Annotated in this window: 15 protein-coding genes; all 15 read right to left on the reverse strand. The window is 64.1% G+C overall.

Features of this window, described 5'->3' with window-relative positions; genetic code table 11:
* Positions 1 to 97: 97 nt before the first annotated feature.
* Positions 98 to 511, reverse strand: coding sequence for a 4Fe-4S dicluster domain-containing protein (locus tag BLTE_RS07350; RefSeq protein WP_126398942.1), 414 nt, complete (start codon positions 509 to 511; stop codon positions 98 to 100).
* Positions 512 to 530: 19 nt separating this feature from the next.
* Positions 531 to 2,258 carry an FAD-binding protein gene (locus BLTE_RS07355; protein ID WP_126398944.1) on the reverse strand — a complete coding sequence of 576 codons (1,728 nt, stop codon included), beginning with the start codon at positions 2,256 to 2,258 and terminating at the stop codon, positions 531 to 533.
* Between the two features lie 81 nt (positions 2,259 to 2,339).
* Positions 2,340 to 3,065, reverse strand: a complete 726-nt coding sequence (locus BLTE_RS07360; protein WP_126398946.1) for a 4Fe-4S dicluster domain-containing protein — start codon at positions 3,063 to 3,065, stop codon at positions 2,340 to 2,342.
* Between the two features lie 42 nt (positions 3,066 to 3,107).
* A complete protein-coding gene (acnB, locus tag BLTE_RS07365) occupies positions 3,108 to 5,702 on the reverse strand; it encodes a bifunctional aconitate hydratase 2/2-methylisocitrate dehydratase (RefSeq protein WP_126398948.1) in 2,595 nt (864 codons plus the stop codon).
* A 16-nt stretch (positions 5,703 to 5,718) separates the two neighbouring features.
* Positions 5,719 to 7,956 (reverse strand): NADP-dependent isocitrate dehydrogenase, encoded by a 2,238-nt coding sequence (locus BLTE_RS07370; protein WP_126398950.1) that lies wholly within the window; start codon positions 7,954 to 7,956, stop codon positions 5,719 to 5,721.
* Between the two features lie 581 nt (positions 7,957 to 8,537).
* Positions 8,538 to 9,362, reverse strand: coding sequence for an FAD/NAD(P)-binding protein (locus tag BLTE_RS07375; protein ID WP_165439195.1), 825 nt, complete (start codon positions 9,360 to 9,362; stop codon positions 8,538 to 8,540).
* On the reverse strand, positions 9,359 to 10,405 hold the full coding sequence (locus BLTE_RS07380) for a 4Fe-4S dicluster domain-containing protein (RefSeq protein WP_126398954.1): 1,047 nt from the start codon (positions 10,403 to 10,405) through the stop codon (positions 9,359 to 9,361). Before BLTE_RS07380 ends, BLTE_RS07375 begins: the two co-directional genes overlap by 4 nt.
* A 4-nt stretch (positions 10,406 to 10,409) precedes the next feature.
* On the reverse strand, positions 10,410 to 11,444 hold the full coding sequence (locus BLTE_RS07385; RefSeq protein ID WP_126398956.1) for a 4Fe-4S dicluster domain-containing protein: 1,035 nt from the start codon (positions 11,442 to 11,444) through the stop codon (positions 10,410 to 10,412).
* A complete protein-coding gene (locus BLTE_RS07390; RefSeq protein WP_197723278.1) occupies positions 11,444 to 11,902 on the reverse strand; it encodes a hydrogenase iron-sulfur subunit in 459 nt (152 codons plus the stop codon). Before BLTE_RS07390 ends, BLTE_RS07385 begins: the two co-directional genes overlap by 1 nt.
* Complete coding sequence (locus tag BLTE_RS07395; RefSeq protein ID WP_126398958.1) at positions 11,899 to 13,848, reverse strand: CoB--CoM heterodisulfide reductase iron-sulfur subunit A family protein; 1,950 nt, start codon at positions 13,846 to 13,848, stop codon at positions 11,899 to 11,901. Before BLTE_RS07395 ends, BLTE_RS07390 begins: the two co-directional genes overlap by 4 nt.
* Complete coding sequence (locus tag BLTE_RS07400) at positions 13,845 to 14,405, reverse strand: 2-oxoacid:acceptor oxidoreductase family protein (RefSeq protein ID WP_126398960.1); 561 nt, start codon at positions 14,403 to 14,405, stop codon at positions 13,845 to 13,847. The genes BLTE_RS07395 and BLTE_RS07400 overlap by 4 nt, the downstream gene beginning before the upstream one ends.
* Before the next feature lie 2 nt (positions 14,406 to 14,407).
* On the reverse strand, positions 14,408 to 15,391 hold the full coding sequence (locus tag BLTE_RS07405) for a 2-oxoacid:ferredoxin oxidoreductase subunit beta (RefSeq protein ID WP_126398962.1): 984 nt from the start codon (positions 15,389 to 15,391) through the stop codon (positions 14,408 to 14,410).
* Complete coding sequence (locus BLTE_RS07410) at positions 15,388 to 16,506, reverse strand: 2-oxoacid:acceptor oxidoreductase subunit alpha (RefSeq protein ID WP_197723279.1); 1,119 nt, start codon at positions 16,504 to 16,506, stop codon at positions 15,388 to 15,390. Before BLTE_RS07410 ends, BLTE_RS07405 begins: the two co-directional genes overlap by 4 nt.
* A 74-nt stretch (positions 16,507 to 16,580) precedes the next feature.
* Positions 16,581 to 16,820: a 4Fe-4S dicluster domain-containing protein gene (locus BLTE_RS07415; protein ID WP_126398966.1), complete on the reverse strand. Its 240-nt coding sequence runs from the start codon at positions 16,818 to 16,820 to the stop codon at positions 16,581 to 16,583.
* A gap of 112 nt (positions 16,821 to 16,932) precedes the next feature.
* Positions 16,933 to 17,814, reverse strand: a complete 882-nt coding sequence (locus BLTE_RS07420; RefSeq protein WP_126398968.1) for a CoB--CoM heterodisulfide reductase iron-sulfur subunit B family protein — start codon at positions 17,812 to 17,814, stop codon at positions 16,933 to 16,935.
* Positions 17,815 to 17,952: the final 138 nt, after the last annotated feature.

The following is a 17,952-nucleotide window of genomic DNA, read 5'->3' on the forward strand; positions in this document are numbered from 1 at the left end:
AGCGTCAGCACTTAAATAGTTTTAATCACAACTATTCTGGCGCGCAGACGTTACGACCGCGCGGGCTGGCAATGCGCTTCGGGTTCACCGAACCTGCCTATGAGGTGCCCTTGCGCAGGCTGCCGATGACGGCAATGGGCGGCAGCTTCGCCAGTTCACTCGCCGGCAGCTCGCGCACATGGAGATGGTCATTGCGGTTGTCGCGCAGCCGAAGCTGGCGCAGAGCCTCGATGACCTCCGCAATGCGAACGCCCTTCGGGCAGCGCGTGTTGCAGGTGAGGCAGGACACGCACATCCAGATCGCCTGCGAGCCGAGAAGCTCCTCCTTGAGACCGAGCTGCGCGAAGCGGATCATCTGGTGGGGCAGGATGTCCATGTATTTGGCCATGGGACATCCGGCCGAGCACTTGCCGCATTGATAGCAGGCCAGGAGATCCTGGTTGCTCAGGCTTTCAACCTTGTCGATGAAGGCCCGCGCTTCGGCACCGTCGCCGTCGATCTTCACGCTCATGGCGTGGCTCCCGGCATGATCATGGCCGCGTCCTCCGCTCTTCGGGCGTGAACCTGCTGCGCAGCATGGAGTGCATCGCCGGGATGTTGCCGAGACGCGCGAGCTGCTGGATCTTCACGTCCTCCGGTGTGTAGGACGGCAGGATCAGCGGCGAGATCATATCCGTGTCGATGCCTTCGCGCTTGAGCGCGCGCGCGTGTTCGGCAATGTGTTCCAGGCTGAGCCTGCCGAGCTTCGCCGTCCTCGCATATTCGGTGGCGTAGTGCCCGGCGCGCCGGCCGAAAACATTGTAGTCGAGCACCGAGTTGCCCATCAGCCGGTTGCGGCCATGGACGCCGCCGGATGCCTCGCCCGCCACATAGAGGCCGGGGATGCTGGTCTCGCAACGCTCGTTGATCGCGATGCCGCCGTTCTGATAGTGCAGCGACGGATAGATCAGCATCGGCTCCTTGGTGATGTCGATGCCGAAGCGGCTGAACTGCCGGCACATGCCGGGGAACTGGCGGCGTATGTAGCCTTCGCCATGGATCATGTCGATGATCGGGGAGTCGAGCCAGACGCCCGTGCGGCCGACATAGGTGTCGATGCCGTTATTGCGGTCGTGGCTGCACTCGCGGATGATCGCGGCGCTTTCCACGTCGCGCGGCTCGCGCGGGAACACGAACAGCTCGCCGAACCTGTTGAGGGGCTGACCGCCCGCGCCGCGTATCTTCTCGGTGATGAGGAAGCCGGCGATCTGCTCGGGGAACACCGCGCCGGTCGGATGGTACTGCACCGAGTCCATGAATTTGAGCTTGGCCCCGGCGCGGTAGGCCATCACGAGGCCGTCGCCGGTCGCGCCATAATGGTTGGTCGTGGCGAAACCGCGGATGTGAAGCCGGCCGAAACCGCCTGTCGCGATGATCGTGGCCTTGGCCCGCACGATCAGGAACTGCTCGGTATCGAGACTATAGAGGACGGCGCCTGCGCAATGGCCGTTCTCGTCGAGGATAAGCTCGACGGCAGGCTCGAACTCGCGGATGGAGATCAGGTCCGGGTGGTTGCGCACCTCGTCCATCAGCGTGCGCATGATGACGGCGCCGATATAGTCCCGGCAGGACACCATGCGCTTGCGCGAGGTGCCGCCGCCATGCAGCACCTGCATGCTGCCGTCCGGCTCCTTGTCCCAGATGACGCCGAGGTTTTCGAGCTCGCGCACCACCTCCGGCGCGTCCTCGGTCAACACGCGCACCAGCGCCGGGTCGTTCTCGAAGTGCCCGCCGCCCATGGCGTCGAGATAATGCCGCGTCGGCGAGTCCGTGCGCGAGACGGCGGCCTGCATGCCGCCTTCGGACATCATGGTGTTGGCGTCGCCGATGCGCAGCTTGGTGGCGATGAGCGATTTGACGCCCTGCCGCGCGGCGGTGATGGCCGCCCAGCATCCCGCACCGCCGCCGCCGATGATGAGGAGATCGGTTTCGTAATCGGGCTCCCGCAGGCCAAGCTCCAGGAGCTTCGGGCGGATCATCGAATGCGCTTCCATGAGGACGGCGACCTCCGTCGTCATCTCTTCGCCCTTGTTCGGGCCCACCCGGACCGGTCGCTTGGCGCCCTTCGAATAGTCGGGATGGTATTTCGTCAGAACGTCTTCGCGCTCCGCCGCCGTCATCGGCGGGAAGACCGGCTCGCCCGTCAGCGCCAACTCCAGCCGCTTGGGGCGCGTCCGCTCGACCTGTTTCACATAGCCGGCCAGATAGTCAGGATACATGGCTCCCTCCCAGGAGCGGCCGATGTGCCATCGCCGTTATTGTGATCAGCAAATCCGTGGCGCCGGTCATTGGCGGCGCGCTCAGGGCTCGAGGTCGCGCGCGTAGTAGAGCTTGCTCAAGGCAGCCTTATCCATCGCCATGAGCTTCCTGTATTCGCCGTCGTATTTGTGGGAGCGGACCTCCGCGATCCTGTCGTCGAGCTCCCTGCTCTCCTTGCGCAGATAGCGGCCGGTGAGGCGCTTGGAGAGGATGCCGACCTCGTGCTGGATGATCTCCGCGGGACACCGCAGGGCGCAGAGGCCGCAGGCGACGCAGTCGAACGCCATGTCCGCGACCGCCGCGACATCGCCGCGCATGGCCGCCTGGATGTAGTCCATCACCGGCAGGCCTTGCGGGCAGGCCTTGGTGCAGGTGCCGCAGGCAACGCAGCGGAACGTGACGGGGTAGACCTGGAGGATCGCGGAAACGTCGGGCGTCAGCGTCTCGAGGTCGTAGACCGCCTTCTCCATCGGCACGGAGGGAATCTGCGTGAGCGACATCCCCTCCTTGACGAGCGTGGTGCAGGCAAGGCCGGTGTGGAGCTTGTAGTCGCCCGGCAGGCGATAGATCGTGCCGCACGCGCCGCAGAAGCCTTCGCGGCAGCCGGCACCGCGGATGATCTGGTGGCCGGCATATTCGATGGCGCGCATGATGGTGGCGTGCTCCGGCACGACATGTCGTTTGCCATTGATGAACACACTCACCATATGCGCGCCGACGTGCTCGCGCTTGCCTCCATCCTCGTGTGGTTCGGCGTCCTTGTGCATTCCCCCTCCCCCGCCGGGGCTTCGCGAAGCACCAGCCTTGCGTCAGGCCGCCGTGCTTGAGGCGGCACACCGATATTCGGCGATCTGGTCGAAGTTCATGTAGCGGTAGATGTCGCCGGCGCTCTCGTTGACCGCCGCGATATGCTGCATGTACTCGGCCACGGTCGGGATGCGCCCGAGCAGCGCGCAAACCGCGGCAAGCTCCGCCGAGCCGAGATAGACGCGCGTATCGATGCCGAGCCGGTTCGGGAAATTGCGCGTCGAGGTCGACATCGCGGTCGTGCCCTTCTTGATCTGCGCCTGATTTCCCATGCACAGCGAGCAGCCCGGCATCTCGATGCGGGCGCCCGAAGTGCCGAAGGTGCTGTAGAAGCCCTCCTGCATCAGCAGGGCCGCGTCCATTTTCGTCGGCGGGGTGAGCCACAGCCGGGTTGCGATGTCGGTCTTTCCGGCCAGCACTTTGCCTGCCGCGCGGAAGTGGCCGATGTTGGTCATGCAGCTGCCGATGAACACCTCGTCGATCCTGTCGCCGGCGACTTGGGAGAGCAGCTTCACATCGTCGGGGTCGTTGGGACAGGCGACGATCGGCTCCTTGATCGCGTCGAGGTCGATCTCGATCACCGCGGCATACTCGGCGTCGGCGTCGGGCTCGAGCAGCTTCGGATCGGCGAGCCAAGCCTCCATCTCGCCGATGCGGCGTTCGAGCGTGGCGCGGTCCTGGTAGCCGTTGGCGATCATCCAATTCAGCAGCGCCACGTTGGAGCGGACATATTCGACGACGGGCTCGGTGTTCAAGCGAACCGTGGCGGCCGCAGCCGAGCGCTCGGCCGATGCGTTGGCAAGCTCGAACGCCTGCTCCACCTTCAGGCTTTCCAGGCCCTCGATTTCGAGGATGGCGCCGGAGAAGATGTTCTTCTTGCCCTTCTTCTCGACGGTCAGCAGCCCCTGCTGGATCGCGACAAGGGGAATCGCGTTCACGAGGTCGCGAAGCGTGATCCCGGGCTGCAGGGTGCCCTTGAAGCGCACCAGCACGGATTCCGGCATGTCGAGCGGCATCATGCCCGTTGCCGCCGCGAACGCGACGAGCCCGGAGCCGGCCGGGAAGGAGATGCCGAGCGGGAAGCGCGTGTGGGAGTCGCCGCCGGTGCCGACCGTGTCGGGCAGCAGCATGCGGTTCAGCCAAGTGTGGATCACACCATCGCCAGGACGCAGCGCCACGCCCGCACGGCCGGAAATGAACGCCGGTAGCGTCGCGTGCGTCTTCACGTCCACGGGCTTCGGATAGGCGGCGGTGTGGCAGAAGGACTGCATCACCAGCCCGGCCGAGAAGCCCATGCAGGCGAGATCCTTCATCTCGTCCCGCGTCATCGGGCCGGTGGTGTCCTGCGAGCCGACCGTGGTCATCCGCGGCTCGCAATAGGTGCCGGGACGCACGCCCTTGCCCTCGGGCAGGCCGCAGGCGCGGCCGACGATCTTCTGCGCGAGCGTATAGCCCTTGCCGGTGTCGGCCGGCTGCGCCGGCAGGCGGAACAGCGTCGAAGACGGCAGGCCGAGCGCCGCGCGCGCCTTCGCCGTCAGGTCGCGGCCGACGATCAGCGGAATGCGGCCGCCGGCCTGGACTTCATCGAGGATCACGTCCGACTTGATCCGGAACTCGGCGATCACCTCGCCGTTTTTCAGCGCCCTGCCCTCGTGGGGACGCAGCTCGATCACATCGCCCGTTTCCATCCTTGAGACATCGAGCTCGATCGGCAGCGCGCCGGCATCCTCCATGGTGTTGAAGAAGATCGGCGCGATCTTGCCGCCGAGGCAGACGCCGCCGAAGCGCTTGTTCGGCACATGGGAGATGTCCTCGCCGGTCCACCACAGAACGGAATTGGTGGCGGACTTGCGCGAGGAGCCGGTGCCGACCACATCGCCGGCATAGGCGACAGGATGGCCCTTCGCCTTCAGCGCCTGCAGGAGCCGGATGGGGCCGACCTTGCCCGGCTGGTCCGGCTCGATGCCGGGACGCGGATTCTTCAGCATGGCAAGCGCATGCAGCGGAATGTCCGGGCGGCTCCAGGCATCGGGCGCAGGCGACAGGTCGTCGGTGTTGGTCTCTCCCGGCACCTTGAAGATGGTCACCGTGAGACTCTCCGGCACGCCGGGCCGCGAGGTGAACCACTCCGCATCCGCCCAGGATTGCATCACGGCCTTCGCATTGCCGCTGCCCGGCCCGTCGGAGGCGGCGAGCGCCTTCACCTCGTTGAAGTAGTCGAACATCAGCAGCGTGGTCTTCAACGCGGCCGCCGCCGCAGTGCCACACTCCGGACAGGCGAGGAGATCGATCAGCGGCTTGATGTTGAAGCCGCCCAGCATGGTGCCGAGAAGCTCCGTTGCCCGCACCTTCGAGATGAGGGGACACGCCACCTCGCCCTTCGCGACCTTCGCCAGGAAGTCCGCCTTCACCATCGCCGCATCGTCGACGCCGGCCGGCACGCGGTTGGTGATGAGGTCGAGAAGGAAGGCCTCCTCTCCCTTCGGCGGATTCGTCAGCAGGCCGACGATGTCGGCCGTCTGCTGCTTCGACAACGGCAGAGGCGGGATCCCCAGCGCGGCGCGTTCGGCGACATGGGCGCGATAGGCTTCGAGCATGGCGTGTCCCAACCTCTTACGCTTGTTCCAGCGACGCGAGCGCGGCGTTCAGTGTCGCGCTGGGTCGCATGGCCTTCGATGTCTTCTCGAAATCCGGGTGATAATAACCACCGGTGTCCTGCGGCCTGCCCTGTGCGGCCGCCAGCTCGCTCAGGATTTTCGCCTCATTGTCCGCAAGGAGCCGGGCAAGCGGCTTGAAACGCGCCTGCAGATCCGCGTCCTTGGTCTGCTCGGCGAGCGCCTGCGCCCAATAGAGCGCGAGGTAGAAGTGCGAGCCGCGGTTGTCGAGTTCGCCGACCTTTCGGGCAGGCGAGCGGTTGTTTTCAAGAATTCTGGCGTTGGCCTGATCGAGCGTCTCCGCCAGCACCTCGGCCTTCCTGTTCTTGAAGACCTGGCTCAGGTGTTCGAGCGACACGCCGAGCGCGAGGAACTCGCCCAGCGAATCCCAGCGCAGATAGCCCTCCTCCTGGAACTGCTGCACGTGCTTGGGCGCGGAACCGCCGGCACCGGTCTCGAACAGCCCGCCGCCATCCATCAGGGGCACGATGGACAGCATCTTGGCGCTCGTTCCGAGTTCGAGGATGGGGAACAGATCGGTCAGGTAATCGCGGAGCACGTTGCCGGTGGCGGAAATCGTGTCCTTGCCGGCCCGGATGCGTTCGATCGAGAACTTGACCGCCTCTTCCGGCGCCATGATGCGGATGTCGAGGCCGCTCGTATCGTGGTCCTGAAGGTAGCGCTCCACTTTCTTGATGATCTCGGCGTCGTGGGCGCGGTTCTTGTCCAGCCAGAACACGACGGGCGTGGCGGAGAGCCGCGCGCGCTTGACGGCGAGCTTGACCCAATCCTGGATCGGTGCATCCCGCACCTGACACATGCGGAAGATGTCGCCCGGCTCGACATCCTGTTCGAGCAGAATCCGTCCTGCCTGATCGACAGCGCGGACCTTGCCCTTGCCGGCGATCTCGAACGTCTTGTCGTGCGAGCCGTACTCCTCGGCCTTCTGCGCCATCAGGCCGACGTTCGGCACGCTGCCCATGGTCTTCGGGTCGAAGGCGCCATGCTTCCGGCAGTCCTCGATCACCGCCTGATAGACCGTGGCATAACAGCGGTCGGGGATCATCGCCTTGGTGTCGTGAAGCTTGCCGTCCTTGCCCCACATCTTGCCGGAATCCCGGATCATGGCGGGCATGGAGGCATCAACGATCACATCGCTCGGCACATGCAGATTGGTGATGCCCTTGTCCGAGTTCACCATCGCGAGGTCGGGCCGCGCCGCATAGACGGCCGCGATATCAGCCTCGATGGCGGCGCGCTCCGCATCGGGAAGCTTCGACAGCTTCGCGTAAAGGTCGCCGAGGCCGTTATTGGGGTTGAAGCCGATCGTCTCCAGCGCGGCGGCGTGCTTCGCGAAGACATCCTTGAAATAGACCGACACCGCATGGCCGAACATGATGGGGTCGGAGACCTTCATCATGGTCGCCTTGAGGTGCAGCGACAGCAGCACGCCCTTGGCCTTGGCGTCCTCGATCTCCGCCTCATAGAACGCCCGCAGGGCGCGCCTGCTCATGACGGCGGCATCGATCACCTCGCCGGCCAGATAGGCGGTCTTATCCTTGAGCACGGTTGTCGTGCCGTCGTCGCCGACGAACTCGATGCGGAAGCTTCCGGGCTCGGAAACGGTGACGGACTTCTCGCTGCCATAGAAATCGCCGCCGCTCATGTGAGCGACGTGCGTCTTCGACTCGGGCGTCCACGCGCCCATCTTGTGCGGATGCTGGCGCGCATACTGCTTGACGGAGGGCGCGGCGCGCCGGTCCGAGTTGCCTTCGCGCAGGACCGGGTTGACGGCGCTGCCGAGCACCTTGGCATAGCGCGCCTTGATCTCCTTCTCGGCGTCGGTCTTCGCGTCCTCGGGATAGTCCGGAATGTCGTAGCCCTTGGCCTGCAGTTCCTTGATGGCCGCCTTCAACTGCGGAATCGAGGCGCTGATGTTCGGCAGCTTGATGATGTTGGCCTCGGGCGTCTTCGCGAGATCGCCCAGGTAGGTGAGATCATCCGATTGCCGCTGCGCCGCGTTCAGCTTCTCCGGGAAGTTCGCAAGGATTCGCCCCGCAAGCGAGATGTCCCGCGTTTCGACATCGATTCCGGCGACACGCGTAAAGGCCTGGACGATGGGCAGGAGCGAATAGGTCGCGAGCGCCGGGGCCTCGTCGACCTTGGTCCAGACGATCTTCGGTTTGTGGCTGGTCATCCGTTTACCTCAAAAAATCCGTCAGCGCGCATGCAGGATTCATGCCTGCCGTGGAGCATTCCCCGCCCGAGTACATACTCGTTTTGCGAAGGCGAATGCGATAACTCAAGAGCCTGGGGCTTCCGATCCGATGTCGTCAGATCGTATAATACGAACGGCCGCGAACGCGGACCGTTGGTTCCGGTCGTGGATTTTCGCGAAATCTCTGATTTCCCAAAAGAAAATCCGCGCGAGTCAACGGCCCCACGCGTCAGCGTCCGGGGCCGTTGGTATAATGCTCTGCAGGACATGGCGGCCGTGCGATGTGGCGGCGCACCTGCTCGTTGCACCCGCAATTGATGGCGTCGCCAATCTCGTCCGCGCGGCCAAGGATGGCCCGAAGAAAAAGTCGCGAGCGCCGCGCTCTCAAAGTCTTCGTGGGAAAATGCCGTGAACGGCAACCGGCCGGAAAAGTCTCCAAAAGTGGGGTTACGCTGAGTGCGCCGCCGTGCAGGCAGAAGACACTCGCTGCTGCGCCGCATAACATAATAAGGCAAGCCGGCGAGGTTCATGGGTACGCTTCTCCAGAGCATACGCAACCGTCAATACTCCTGCGGCAGGCTCTTGAGTTGCGCCCAGGAGTAGACCGGCCCCTTCACGCAGACGTAATCCTTCCCGACATTGCAGCGCCCGCATTTGCCGATGCCGCACTTCATCTTGTTTTCGATGGTCGTGTAAATCTGTTCGTCGGCGAAACCCATCTCGCGCAGATTGTTGATCACGAATTTGATCATGATCGGCGGGCCGCAGGTAATGGCGATGGCGTTGTGCGGATTCTGCGGCTTGTCCATCACATTGGCGGGAACAAAACCGCAATAGCCGTCCCAGCCGTCCTCCGGCGAGTCGATGGACAGGTACACATCGGCCTCGCCGCGCAGCTTCTCGAGCTCGGCGGCATACATGATGTCGCGCGAGGTGCGTCCGCCATAGAAGACGGTGATCCGGCCGAAATCGCTGCGGTTGGCCACCGCGGTCTGGATCACCGGCCAGATCGGCGCCAGGCCGCAGCCGCCGCCGATGAAGACGAGATTGCGCCCCTTCCAGTCGCCGACCGGGAACCGGTTGCCGTAGGGTCCACGCACGCCGATCACGTCGCCGACCTTCATGTCGTGAATGGCCGTGGTGACGCGGCCCGAGCGCATGATCGAGAACTGCTTGTAGTCCGTGATCGTCGGCGCCGAGGCGATCGAGATCATCGACTCGCCCTTGCCGAACACGGAAATCATGGCGCACTGGCCCGGCTCGTGATCGAAGCCGCCGCCATTCATGAACTCGACACGGAACGTCTTGATCGCGCGCGCACCGGGCACCTCCTCCTTGATGTGGATGATGCGCGCAAGTTGCGGCAGGTAGGCGTTGCCGTTCATTGCCAGACGCCCTCTTCCATCACATTGGCGATCCGGACGATGTCGATCCCCACCGGACAATGCGTGATGCAGCGGCCGCAGCCGGTGCATTGCTGCATGTTGTGGGTCTCGACGAAATAGAGGAGCTTGTGGCAGATGCGCTGCCTCAGCCGCGCGCCGGTGTCCTCACGCGGATTGTGGCCCGACGAGTGCATGGTGAAGTCCGGAAACTGACAATTGTCCCACGTCCTGACGCGCGCGCCGGTCAGCGGCGATTTGCTCGTTACCTCGTCATTGATATCGAAGCAGTGGCAGGTCGGGCAGAGATAGGTGCATGCCCCGCAGCCAATGCAGGTCCTGGCAAGCTGATCCCACAGCGGGGACTCGAAATTGCGCTTCAGCGCCGCAACCACCAAATCCATCGCCGATATCGACCGCTGCGGGTACTCAAGCGCAGCAACCTGAGCGTTGCTCACCTCGTTGCGGTCGGCTGCAGTCGCAGCCTGGAACAGGTCGCTGGCGGCGTTGACAACATCCCTGCCCTTATCGGTCAGCGCCTTGACGTGGTACCGGCCGTCGAGATCGGTCATCAGAACATCGAGGCCATCCTCGGAACAGGGAGAGCCGCCGACGGCGACGCAGAAGCAGTTTGGCGAGGGCGGCGCGTTGCACGCAAGGCCAATGAAGACGACGCTGTCGCGCCTTGCCTGATAGTAGGGGTCGGAGACGCCGCAGGTGAAGACGCGATCGTTACGCACTGTCGCCCGGCCATCGCAGGGCCGCACCCCGAACACGACCATGGGCTTCACGCTAAGCTCGGTGTCGGTGAGTTCCGGTGTCTTGCCGTTCTCGATCCGGAACCGGTAGAGCACCTCGCGCTGCGGGAACACGAACCCCTTCGCCGGCAGCACGGTGTTCGTGTGGTCCAGCTCCACGCTCGCGCCGCGTTCGACCTTCGTGAACTCCCAGGCATCCTCGACGAACTCAGGGGCGTAGACTTCCCCGCGCTCCTGAAGTTTCGCGATCCATCGGCCGAGACTTTCCTTCTGCAGTATCGCGTCCATCGGCCTATCTCACGAAATCGTTGGGATCGCCGTCGCGGAAGGACGAGATGAGCGAAGGCTGCTCGGCATCGAGACCCGGCGTGTATTGGAACATCTCGAGCGCCTCGCGCTCCAGCATGGTGTTGAGCAGGCGAAGCGGAATGTTCACCGGACAGACGCGCTCGCATTCGCCGCAATCGGTGCAGCGGCCGGCGAGATGCATGGCGCGCACCATGTGGTACATCGCGTTCTCCGATCGGGTCGCGGACCGGTTGATCCAGCGGACGCGATCGGCCTTCTCGTCGGCGGTGGTCGTCGGACCGACGATGAAGCTCGTCGAGTCGACCACGCACTCGTCGCAGTAGCACATGGGGCAGACGGCGCGGCAGGCGTAGCAGCGGATGCAGCGCTCGAAATGCGCGTCCCAGAACGCCGAGCGCTCCTCCCTGCTCGTCTCGGCGAAGGCCGCGACCGCCGTGAAGCGTGGACCGTAGGGCCGCTCCTCGACCTTCTCGCCGAAGAGGAAATCGGCATCCAGCGGATAGGCCCTCGCGCATTCCAGGCAGCGGTTGGCGAGCACATCCCGCGCCGGCAAGGTCGTGCTCCCGCCGAGGTGGGAGACGTTTATGTCGCCTTCGCTGTCAAAGCGGACCTGCGTCGCCACCTTGCCGCGCAACGCCTTGTTGAGCTTGCGCGTATCGACCATGCCGCCGGCTTCGCAGGACACGCCGAGCACGACCACCTCGTCGCGCCGGATGTGGTTCTCCTGAAGCAGCACGGTGATGGCGCGGCTGTCGCAGCCCTTGGCGACGATGCCGAGCGGCCGCCGGTCGGATTGGCGGGCGTGCTTCATCCGCTTCTTCTCGTTCACGAGATAAAGCGCGAGGTTCTCGACGCAGGTGGGATCAAGCACGAGCGCCGCGGTCTCCTCCGCCGTGGTCATGAAAGCGGGTTCGGCCAGAAGCCCGGCCGTGCCGCGGCGATAGCCCAGCACGGCGCGCACCTTTCCGCTTTGCAGGAGATCCCTGGCGCGCGCCCTGATGTCGTCGACCGGGACCATCAGCGGTTTGCCTTCAGCTTGGTCTGAGGCCCGAGCGCCTTCAGGTCGTTCACGAAGTCCGTGATGACCTCGGCGAATTTCGCGCCCTCCGCCGCGGAAACCCACGACATGCGGAACCGGTCGGCTTCGACGCCGACAAACTGCAGCAGCTTCTGGACCAGGAAGAGACGGCGCCGTGCGTAATAATTGCCCTTGAGATAATGGCAGTCACCGGGATGGCAGCCGGAGACGAGCACGCCGTCCGCCCCCTTGTTGAAGGCGGAGAGGATGTAGATCGGCGACACCGAGCCCGAGCACATCACCTGGATCGGAACCGCGTTCGCGGGATACTTCAGGCGCGACACGCCCGCGAGATCGCTGCCCGCCGACGAGCACCACTTGCACAGGAAGGCGACGACCTTCGGCTCGAACTCTTGAGCGTCGTGTCTTGCAGCAGCCGCGTTCTGCACCTTGCTCACCCTTCCATGCAGGCTTCGAGCATCTCGAACACCTGCAACTGAGTCACGTTCTTCACGTCGATCGCCGCACGCACGCACGTTCCCACGCAGGTGCCGCAGCCTTCGCACAGCACCTCGTTCACGCGCGCTTTGCCTTCCACCAGGGCGATGGCCTCGAACGGGCAGACGTCGACGCACATCTCGCAGCCGGTGCAATGTGTTTCGCGCACCTTCGCCACGACCGGGCTGTGCTCCAATTCGGGCTTCGACAGGAGCGCGATGACCTTGGATGCCGCCGCGCTCGCCTGACAGACGGTTTCGGGGATGTCCTTCGGCGATTGCGCCGCGCCGGTGAGGAAGATGCCGCCGGTCACGCTCTCGACGGGGCGAAGCTTCGGATGCGCCTCGGCGAGGAAGCCATCCTTGTCGCGGCCGATCTTCAGCGTCTTGGCAACCTCGGCCGTGCCCTTGGAGGGCACCATCGCCTGAGCGAGCACCACCATGTCGGCGTCGATCTCGACGGTCTTTCCGGCAAGCGTATCGACGCCGAGAACCTTGAGCTTGCCCTTCGACTGGTACACTTTCGAGACGCGACCGCGCAGGTAGATCACGCCGTTGCGCTCCATCGCGCGCTGCACGAACTCCTCATAGCCTTTTCCGCCGGAGCGGATATCGATGTAGAAGACGTAGGCCCTGCCGTCCGGCACATGATGCTTGTACAGCGTGGCATGCTTGGCCGTGTACATGCAGCAGATCTTGGAGCAATAGACGCAGTGCTGTGCCGGATCGCGCGAGCCGGAGCATTGGACGAAGACGACGGTCTTGGGCTCCGCGTGGTCGGAGGGCCGGAGCACCTGCCCGCCGGTCGGGCCGGATGCCGAGCACATGCGCTCGAACTGGATGCCGTCCAGCACATCCGGATAGGTCCCGCGGCCGTATTCGGCCATGTGGTCCTTGCCGTAGAGATCGAAACCCGTCGCCACCACGATGGCACCGACATCGATCTCGGTGTCCTTCGGTTTGGCGTCGTAGTCGATGGCCTCGGCCTCGCACACGTTGGCGCACTTGCCGCAAACGACGGGATTGAGGCCCAGGCAGCTCTCCGGGTCGAGGGTGTAGCTGGCGGGAATGGCCTGCGCGAACGGAATGAAGATGGCGCGGCGGTCGTTCAGGCCGACATCGTACTCGTTCGGAACGACGACGGGGCAGACCGCCGTGCAGTCGTCGCAGAGCTTGCACTTGTCGGGGTCGACATATTGCGCCTTGGTGTGCACCCTGACCTTGAAATTGCCAACGAAGCCCGACACCGCAGTGACCTCGCTCGAGGTCATCAGCGTGATTTTCGGGTGCTTCGAGACCTCGACCATCTTCGGCGACAGGATGCACTGCGAGCAGTCGAGCGTCGGGAAGGTCTCCGACAGTTGGATCATGTGGCCGCCGATGGTCGGCAGCTTCTCGACCAGCACGACGTCGAGCCCGGCATTGGCGAGATCGAGCGCGCACTGGATGCCGGCGATGCCGCCGCCGATGACCATGACCTTGCGCGTGACCGGCAGGCCGATCGGCGTCAGCGGCTCGTTGCGGCGCGCGCGCTCGACCGCCGAGCGGGTGATCTTGACCGCCTTGGCGGTGGCCTCGTCCCGGTCCCTGTGCACCCAGGCGCATTGCTCGCGGATGTTGGCGATTTCGCATTGGAATGGGTTGAGACCGCCCTGAGACGACGCCTCGCGGAAGGTCTTCTCGTGCAGATTCGGCGAGCAGCATGATATGACGACACTGTCGAGATTGTGCTCCCGGATGGCATTGATGACGGACTGTTGCCCCGGGTCGGAGCACATGTAGACGTAGTCCTTCGAGAAGACCACGCCCGGATCGTGCGAGAGTTCGGCCGCCACGCGCTTGACATCGACGGTCGCCGCGATGTTGGTCCCGCAATGGCAGACGAAAACGCCGGCACGCCGTGTCACTGGACCGCCCCCGCTCTGCTGGAGACGGCTTCGAGGCCATGCCGGTAGCCCTTGTCGAGCGCCTTGATATTGGCGGACAGGAAACGGTCGGGCACGAGGCCCGGCAGCGCCTTCTTCATGGCCTCCGGCGACACCGCCTTGGTGATGGCGGTGAAGAAGCCGAGCACGACGAGGTTGGCGAACAGCCGGTTGCCAAGCTCCTCGGCGAAACGGGTGGCCGGGACGCTGTAGAGCGCCACGCGGTCCGGATCGCCTTTCGGCGTCACCAGATCCTCTTCGATGATCAGGATGCCGCCATCGGCGAGGCCCGGCTCATAGGTGTCGTAGGCTTCCTGGGACAGCGCAACCAGCACGCCGGGCGTCGTGCAATATGGGTAGAGAACCCGGTTGTCGGAAATGATGAGCTGCGACTGGCAGGCGCCGCCGCGCGCCTCCGGTCCGAAGCTCTGGGTCATGGTTGCGAACCTGTCGTCATGGAGCGCGACCGCCGCCCCCGTGATCAAGGCGCAGCGAACGATGCCCTGGCCGCCGAAGCCGGAAAACTTGATCTCCCACATGGCTAGTCGTCCGCCCCGCAGTCGAGAATCTCGGCCTCCTCGCTCGCCGACAATCGCGCACGTTCCTCCGCCTCCTTCCGGAGTTCAGCCGTGTTCTTGCCGTAGAGCTGATAGCTGTCGCCGAGGACCTTCATGTAATGGTCGTTGACCGCGTCGAGGAAGGTGGGCTTCTGCCGCTCGACGAACTTGCCGAGGGCGATCTCGCCCTGGAAGCTGATGCCGACCGAGCGCGTATCCGCGCCGTGCTGGATGTCGGCATTCTCCTTGTAATAGTCCATCGCATCCAGCCCATCGCCAAGCTTGTTGCGGCGCTGATAGAGCGTGGTGCAGGGCGCGATGACCTCGATGAAGGAGAAGCCGCGATGCTTCAGCGCCTTGCCGAAGGTCTGCGTCATGTTGTGGGCGTGAAGCGCCGTCCAGCGGGCGACGAACGTCGCGCCCGAGGCATCGGCCAGGAACGGCAGGCTGAAGGGTGTTTCGTAATTGCCGTGCGGCGTCGTCGAGGCGTTCGCCAGGGTCGGCGTGGTCGGCGTCACCTGTCCGCCGGTCATGCCGTAGGTGAAATTGTTGATGCAGATGACCATGAGGTCCATGTTGCGGCGGGCGGCGTGAATGAGGTGATTGCCGCCGATGCTCGCGAGGTCGCCGTCGCCGCTGATGACCACCACCTTCAGCTCCGGGTTTGCGAGCTTCAGGCCGGTGGCAAAGGGAATGGCGCGACCATGCGTGGTGTGGAAGGAATCGAACTTCACATAGCCGGCGACGCGGCCCGAGCAGCCGATGCCGGAGACCACCGCAATCTTGTCGCGGTCAAGACCGCTTGCCTTGATCGCCTCGACAAAACAGGTGACGACCGTGCCGATGCCGCAGCCGGGGCACCAGATATGCGGCATCCGCTCCATGCGGAGGAACTCCGCCATGGGGTTCTGTTCGCGGAACGACTTGTCGTCGGTGGAATATTCAGGGGCGTGGTCTGCACCGCTCATGGGTTCGCCCCCTCCTTGATGGCGGCGAGGATCTCTTCGGGGTCATGGACGGCGCCGCCGCAGGAATTGACGCTGATCACGCGGCACCGGCCCGCGGCGCAGCGTTCGACCTCGAGCACGATTTGCCCGTAATTGAGCTCCGGAACCACGATGGCCTTCACGTTGCGGGCGATATCGCGAATCTTCGTCTCGCAGAACGGCCACACCGTGATGAGACGCAGCATGCCGACCTTGATGCCGGCGTTGCGTGCCTGCTGAATGGCGCGGATGGCGATGCGCGATGAGATGCCGTAGGACACCACCACGACATCCGCACCCTCGATGCCATCCTCCTCGGTGCGGATGATGCTGTCCGCGTTGGACTCGATCTTCTCGATCAGGTGCTTGACCACCTTCCGGTTCATGGCCGGCGTCAGCGCCGGATAGCCGCGCTCGTCATGCGTGAGGCCGGTGGTGTGGATGCGGTAGCCATCGCCCGCCTTCACCATCGGCGCGGCGGTCCTGCCATTGAAGTCGTAGGGCCGGTAATCTTCCTTTGGCCCGGCGTACCAGTTGCGCTCGACGATGCGGATCTGGTCGGCCGGCGGGATGACCACTTTTTCATGCATGTGGCCGACCGTCTCGTCGGTCATGATGAAGACGGGGACGCGATAGATCTCGGCGAGGTTGAAGGCCTCGATGGCGAGATCGAAGCATTCCTGCGGCGAGTCCGGCACCAGCGCGATGATGCGATAGTCGCCATGCGAGCCCCAGCGCACCTGCATCATGTCCTGCTGGGCGGTGAGCGTCGGCAGTCCGGTGGAGGGGCCGGTGCGCTGCACATCGGCGACGACCATCGGCGTCTCCATCATGCAGGCAAGGCCGAAGGTTTCCATCATCAGCGAGAAGCCGGGACCGGAGGTGACCGTCATCACCTTCTGGCCGCCCCACACCGCGCCGACATTTGCGGTGATCGAGGCGATCTCGTCCTCCATCTGGATGAAGAGGCCGCCAACCTCCGGGCAACGCTCGGCGAAGCGCTCGGCGGTTTCGGTCGAAGGCGTGATCGGGTAGCCGGCGAAGAAGCGGCAGCCGGCAGCGAGCGCACCTTCGGCCAGCGCATGGTCGCCGTCCATAAAGTGGCGGCCGGTCAGAACGCCCCTTGGATCTGCAGGAACCGTTTTGGGAGATTCGGCCACGCGCCTGTCCTTCATCTTTGATCGGTCGTCACGAAAATCGCGAACTCAGGGCAAACCTTTTCGCAGAACTTGCAGTCCCGGCACTCATCGGCATTCTTCACCCGGGGCGGATGATAGCCCTTGGCGTTATAGGCCGTAGACATCTCCAAGGCGTCGGTCGGACAGTATTCGACGCAGAAACCGCAGCCCTTGCACCAGTTCGGGTTGATGGTCACTTTGCCATAGGCCTTCTTGAGCTTGCCGAACGACATTGCGATCCCCTAGAGCGCGATGCGATCTGATTGCATCAGATCGGGCGCTCCAACCCTTCCAATTTTCGCATTCTCTTTCGCAAAACCGGTATCCACTTTTGCGGAGAATGCTCTAGAGAAGCCCCCTCTCCGCCAGAACGGACCGGGGAGAGTGATCGTGCAGATCGAGCTTCAGGACGCGCTCGTCACAGCCGAAGGCGATCGCCATGAGCTGGGTGAAATAGACGACGGGGATTCCCTCGAAATCGGGATACATGCGGCGGGTGATGTCCTGGCGGTGGTCCAGGTTGAAGGCGCAGAGCGGGCAGCTCACGGCGACCACGTCCGCCCCCTGCTCTCTCGCATCGGACAGGATCTCGTAGGTGCGGTCGGCGACAACTTTCGGCTTGTCGACGGTCTGATAGGCTCCGCAGCATTCCGCCTTGTGCGACCAGTCGACCGGTCGGCCGCCGAGCGTGCGCACCAGCTCGTCGAGTAGAACCGGATTCTCGACATCGTCGAACGCGACCGAGCGCGGCCGGACCAGCAGGCAGCCATAGTAGGACGCCACCCGCAGGCCGCTCAGCGGCCGGACGACCTTTGCCGAGATGGCGGTCGCGTCGGCCTTGAATTCGCGCAGAATTTCGAGCGTGTGAACGACCTCGACATCGCCGTCGTAATCGGTCGCCTCGTCGGTCATGAAGGCGTTCATGCGCTTCAGGAGCGCCGGATCGGCCTTCACCCGGTCATTGGCGCGTTTCAGTGTATTGAAGCACATCGAGCACGCCGTCATGACGCGCGAAGCATCGGCCTCCTTGACGCGAAGCATGTTTCGCACCGGCGCCAGTTGGCGCATCGCATCGTCTTCCGACAGCGACAGGACGGTGCCGCAGCAGTTCCAGCGAGCGAGCTCCCGGATTTCAACGCCGAGCCGCTCCATCGAAAACAGGAGCGATTCCTCGAAATTGGCAGCACGGTTCTTCATCGTGCAGCCGGGATAGTAGCTCAGCTTCATGTCTGCGCTCACGAGCCTGCCAGCAGACGCGGCGAAGCGTATGGAGATATACGCATTCTCGAAGGGACTCCTTTACTTGCAACTCAATTGCAGTTGCATCGACATCTGCTGAGGAAATTTAAGATACGGCTCAAGACG

It is taken from the genome of Blastochloris tepida (assembly GCF_003966715.1).
Classification (GTDB): domain Bacteria; phylum Pseudomonadota; class Alphaproteobacteria; order Rhizobiales; family Xanthobacteraceae; genus Blastochloris; species Blastochloris tepida.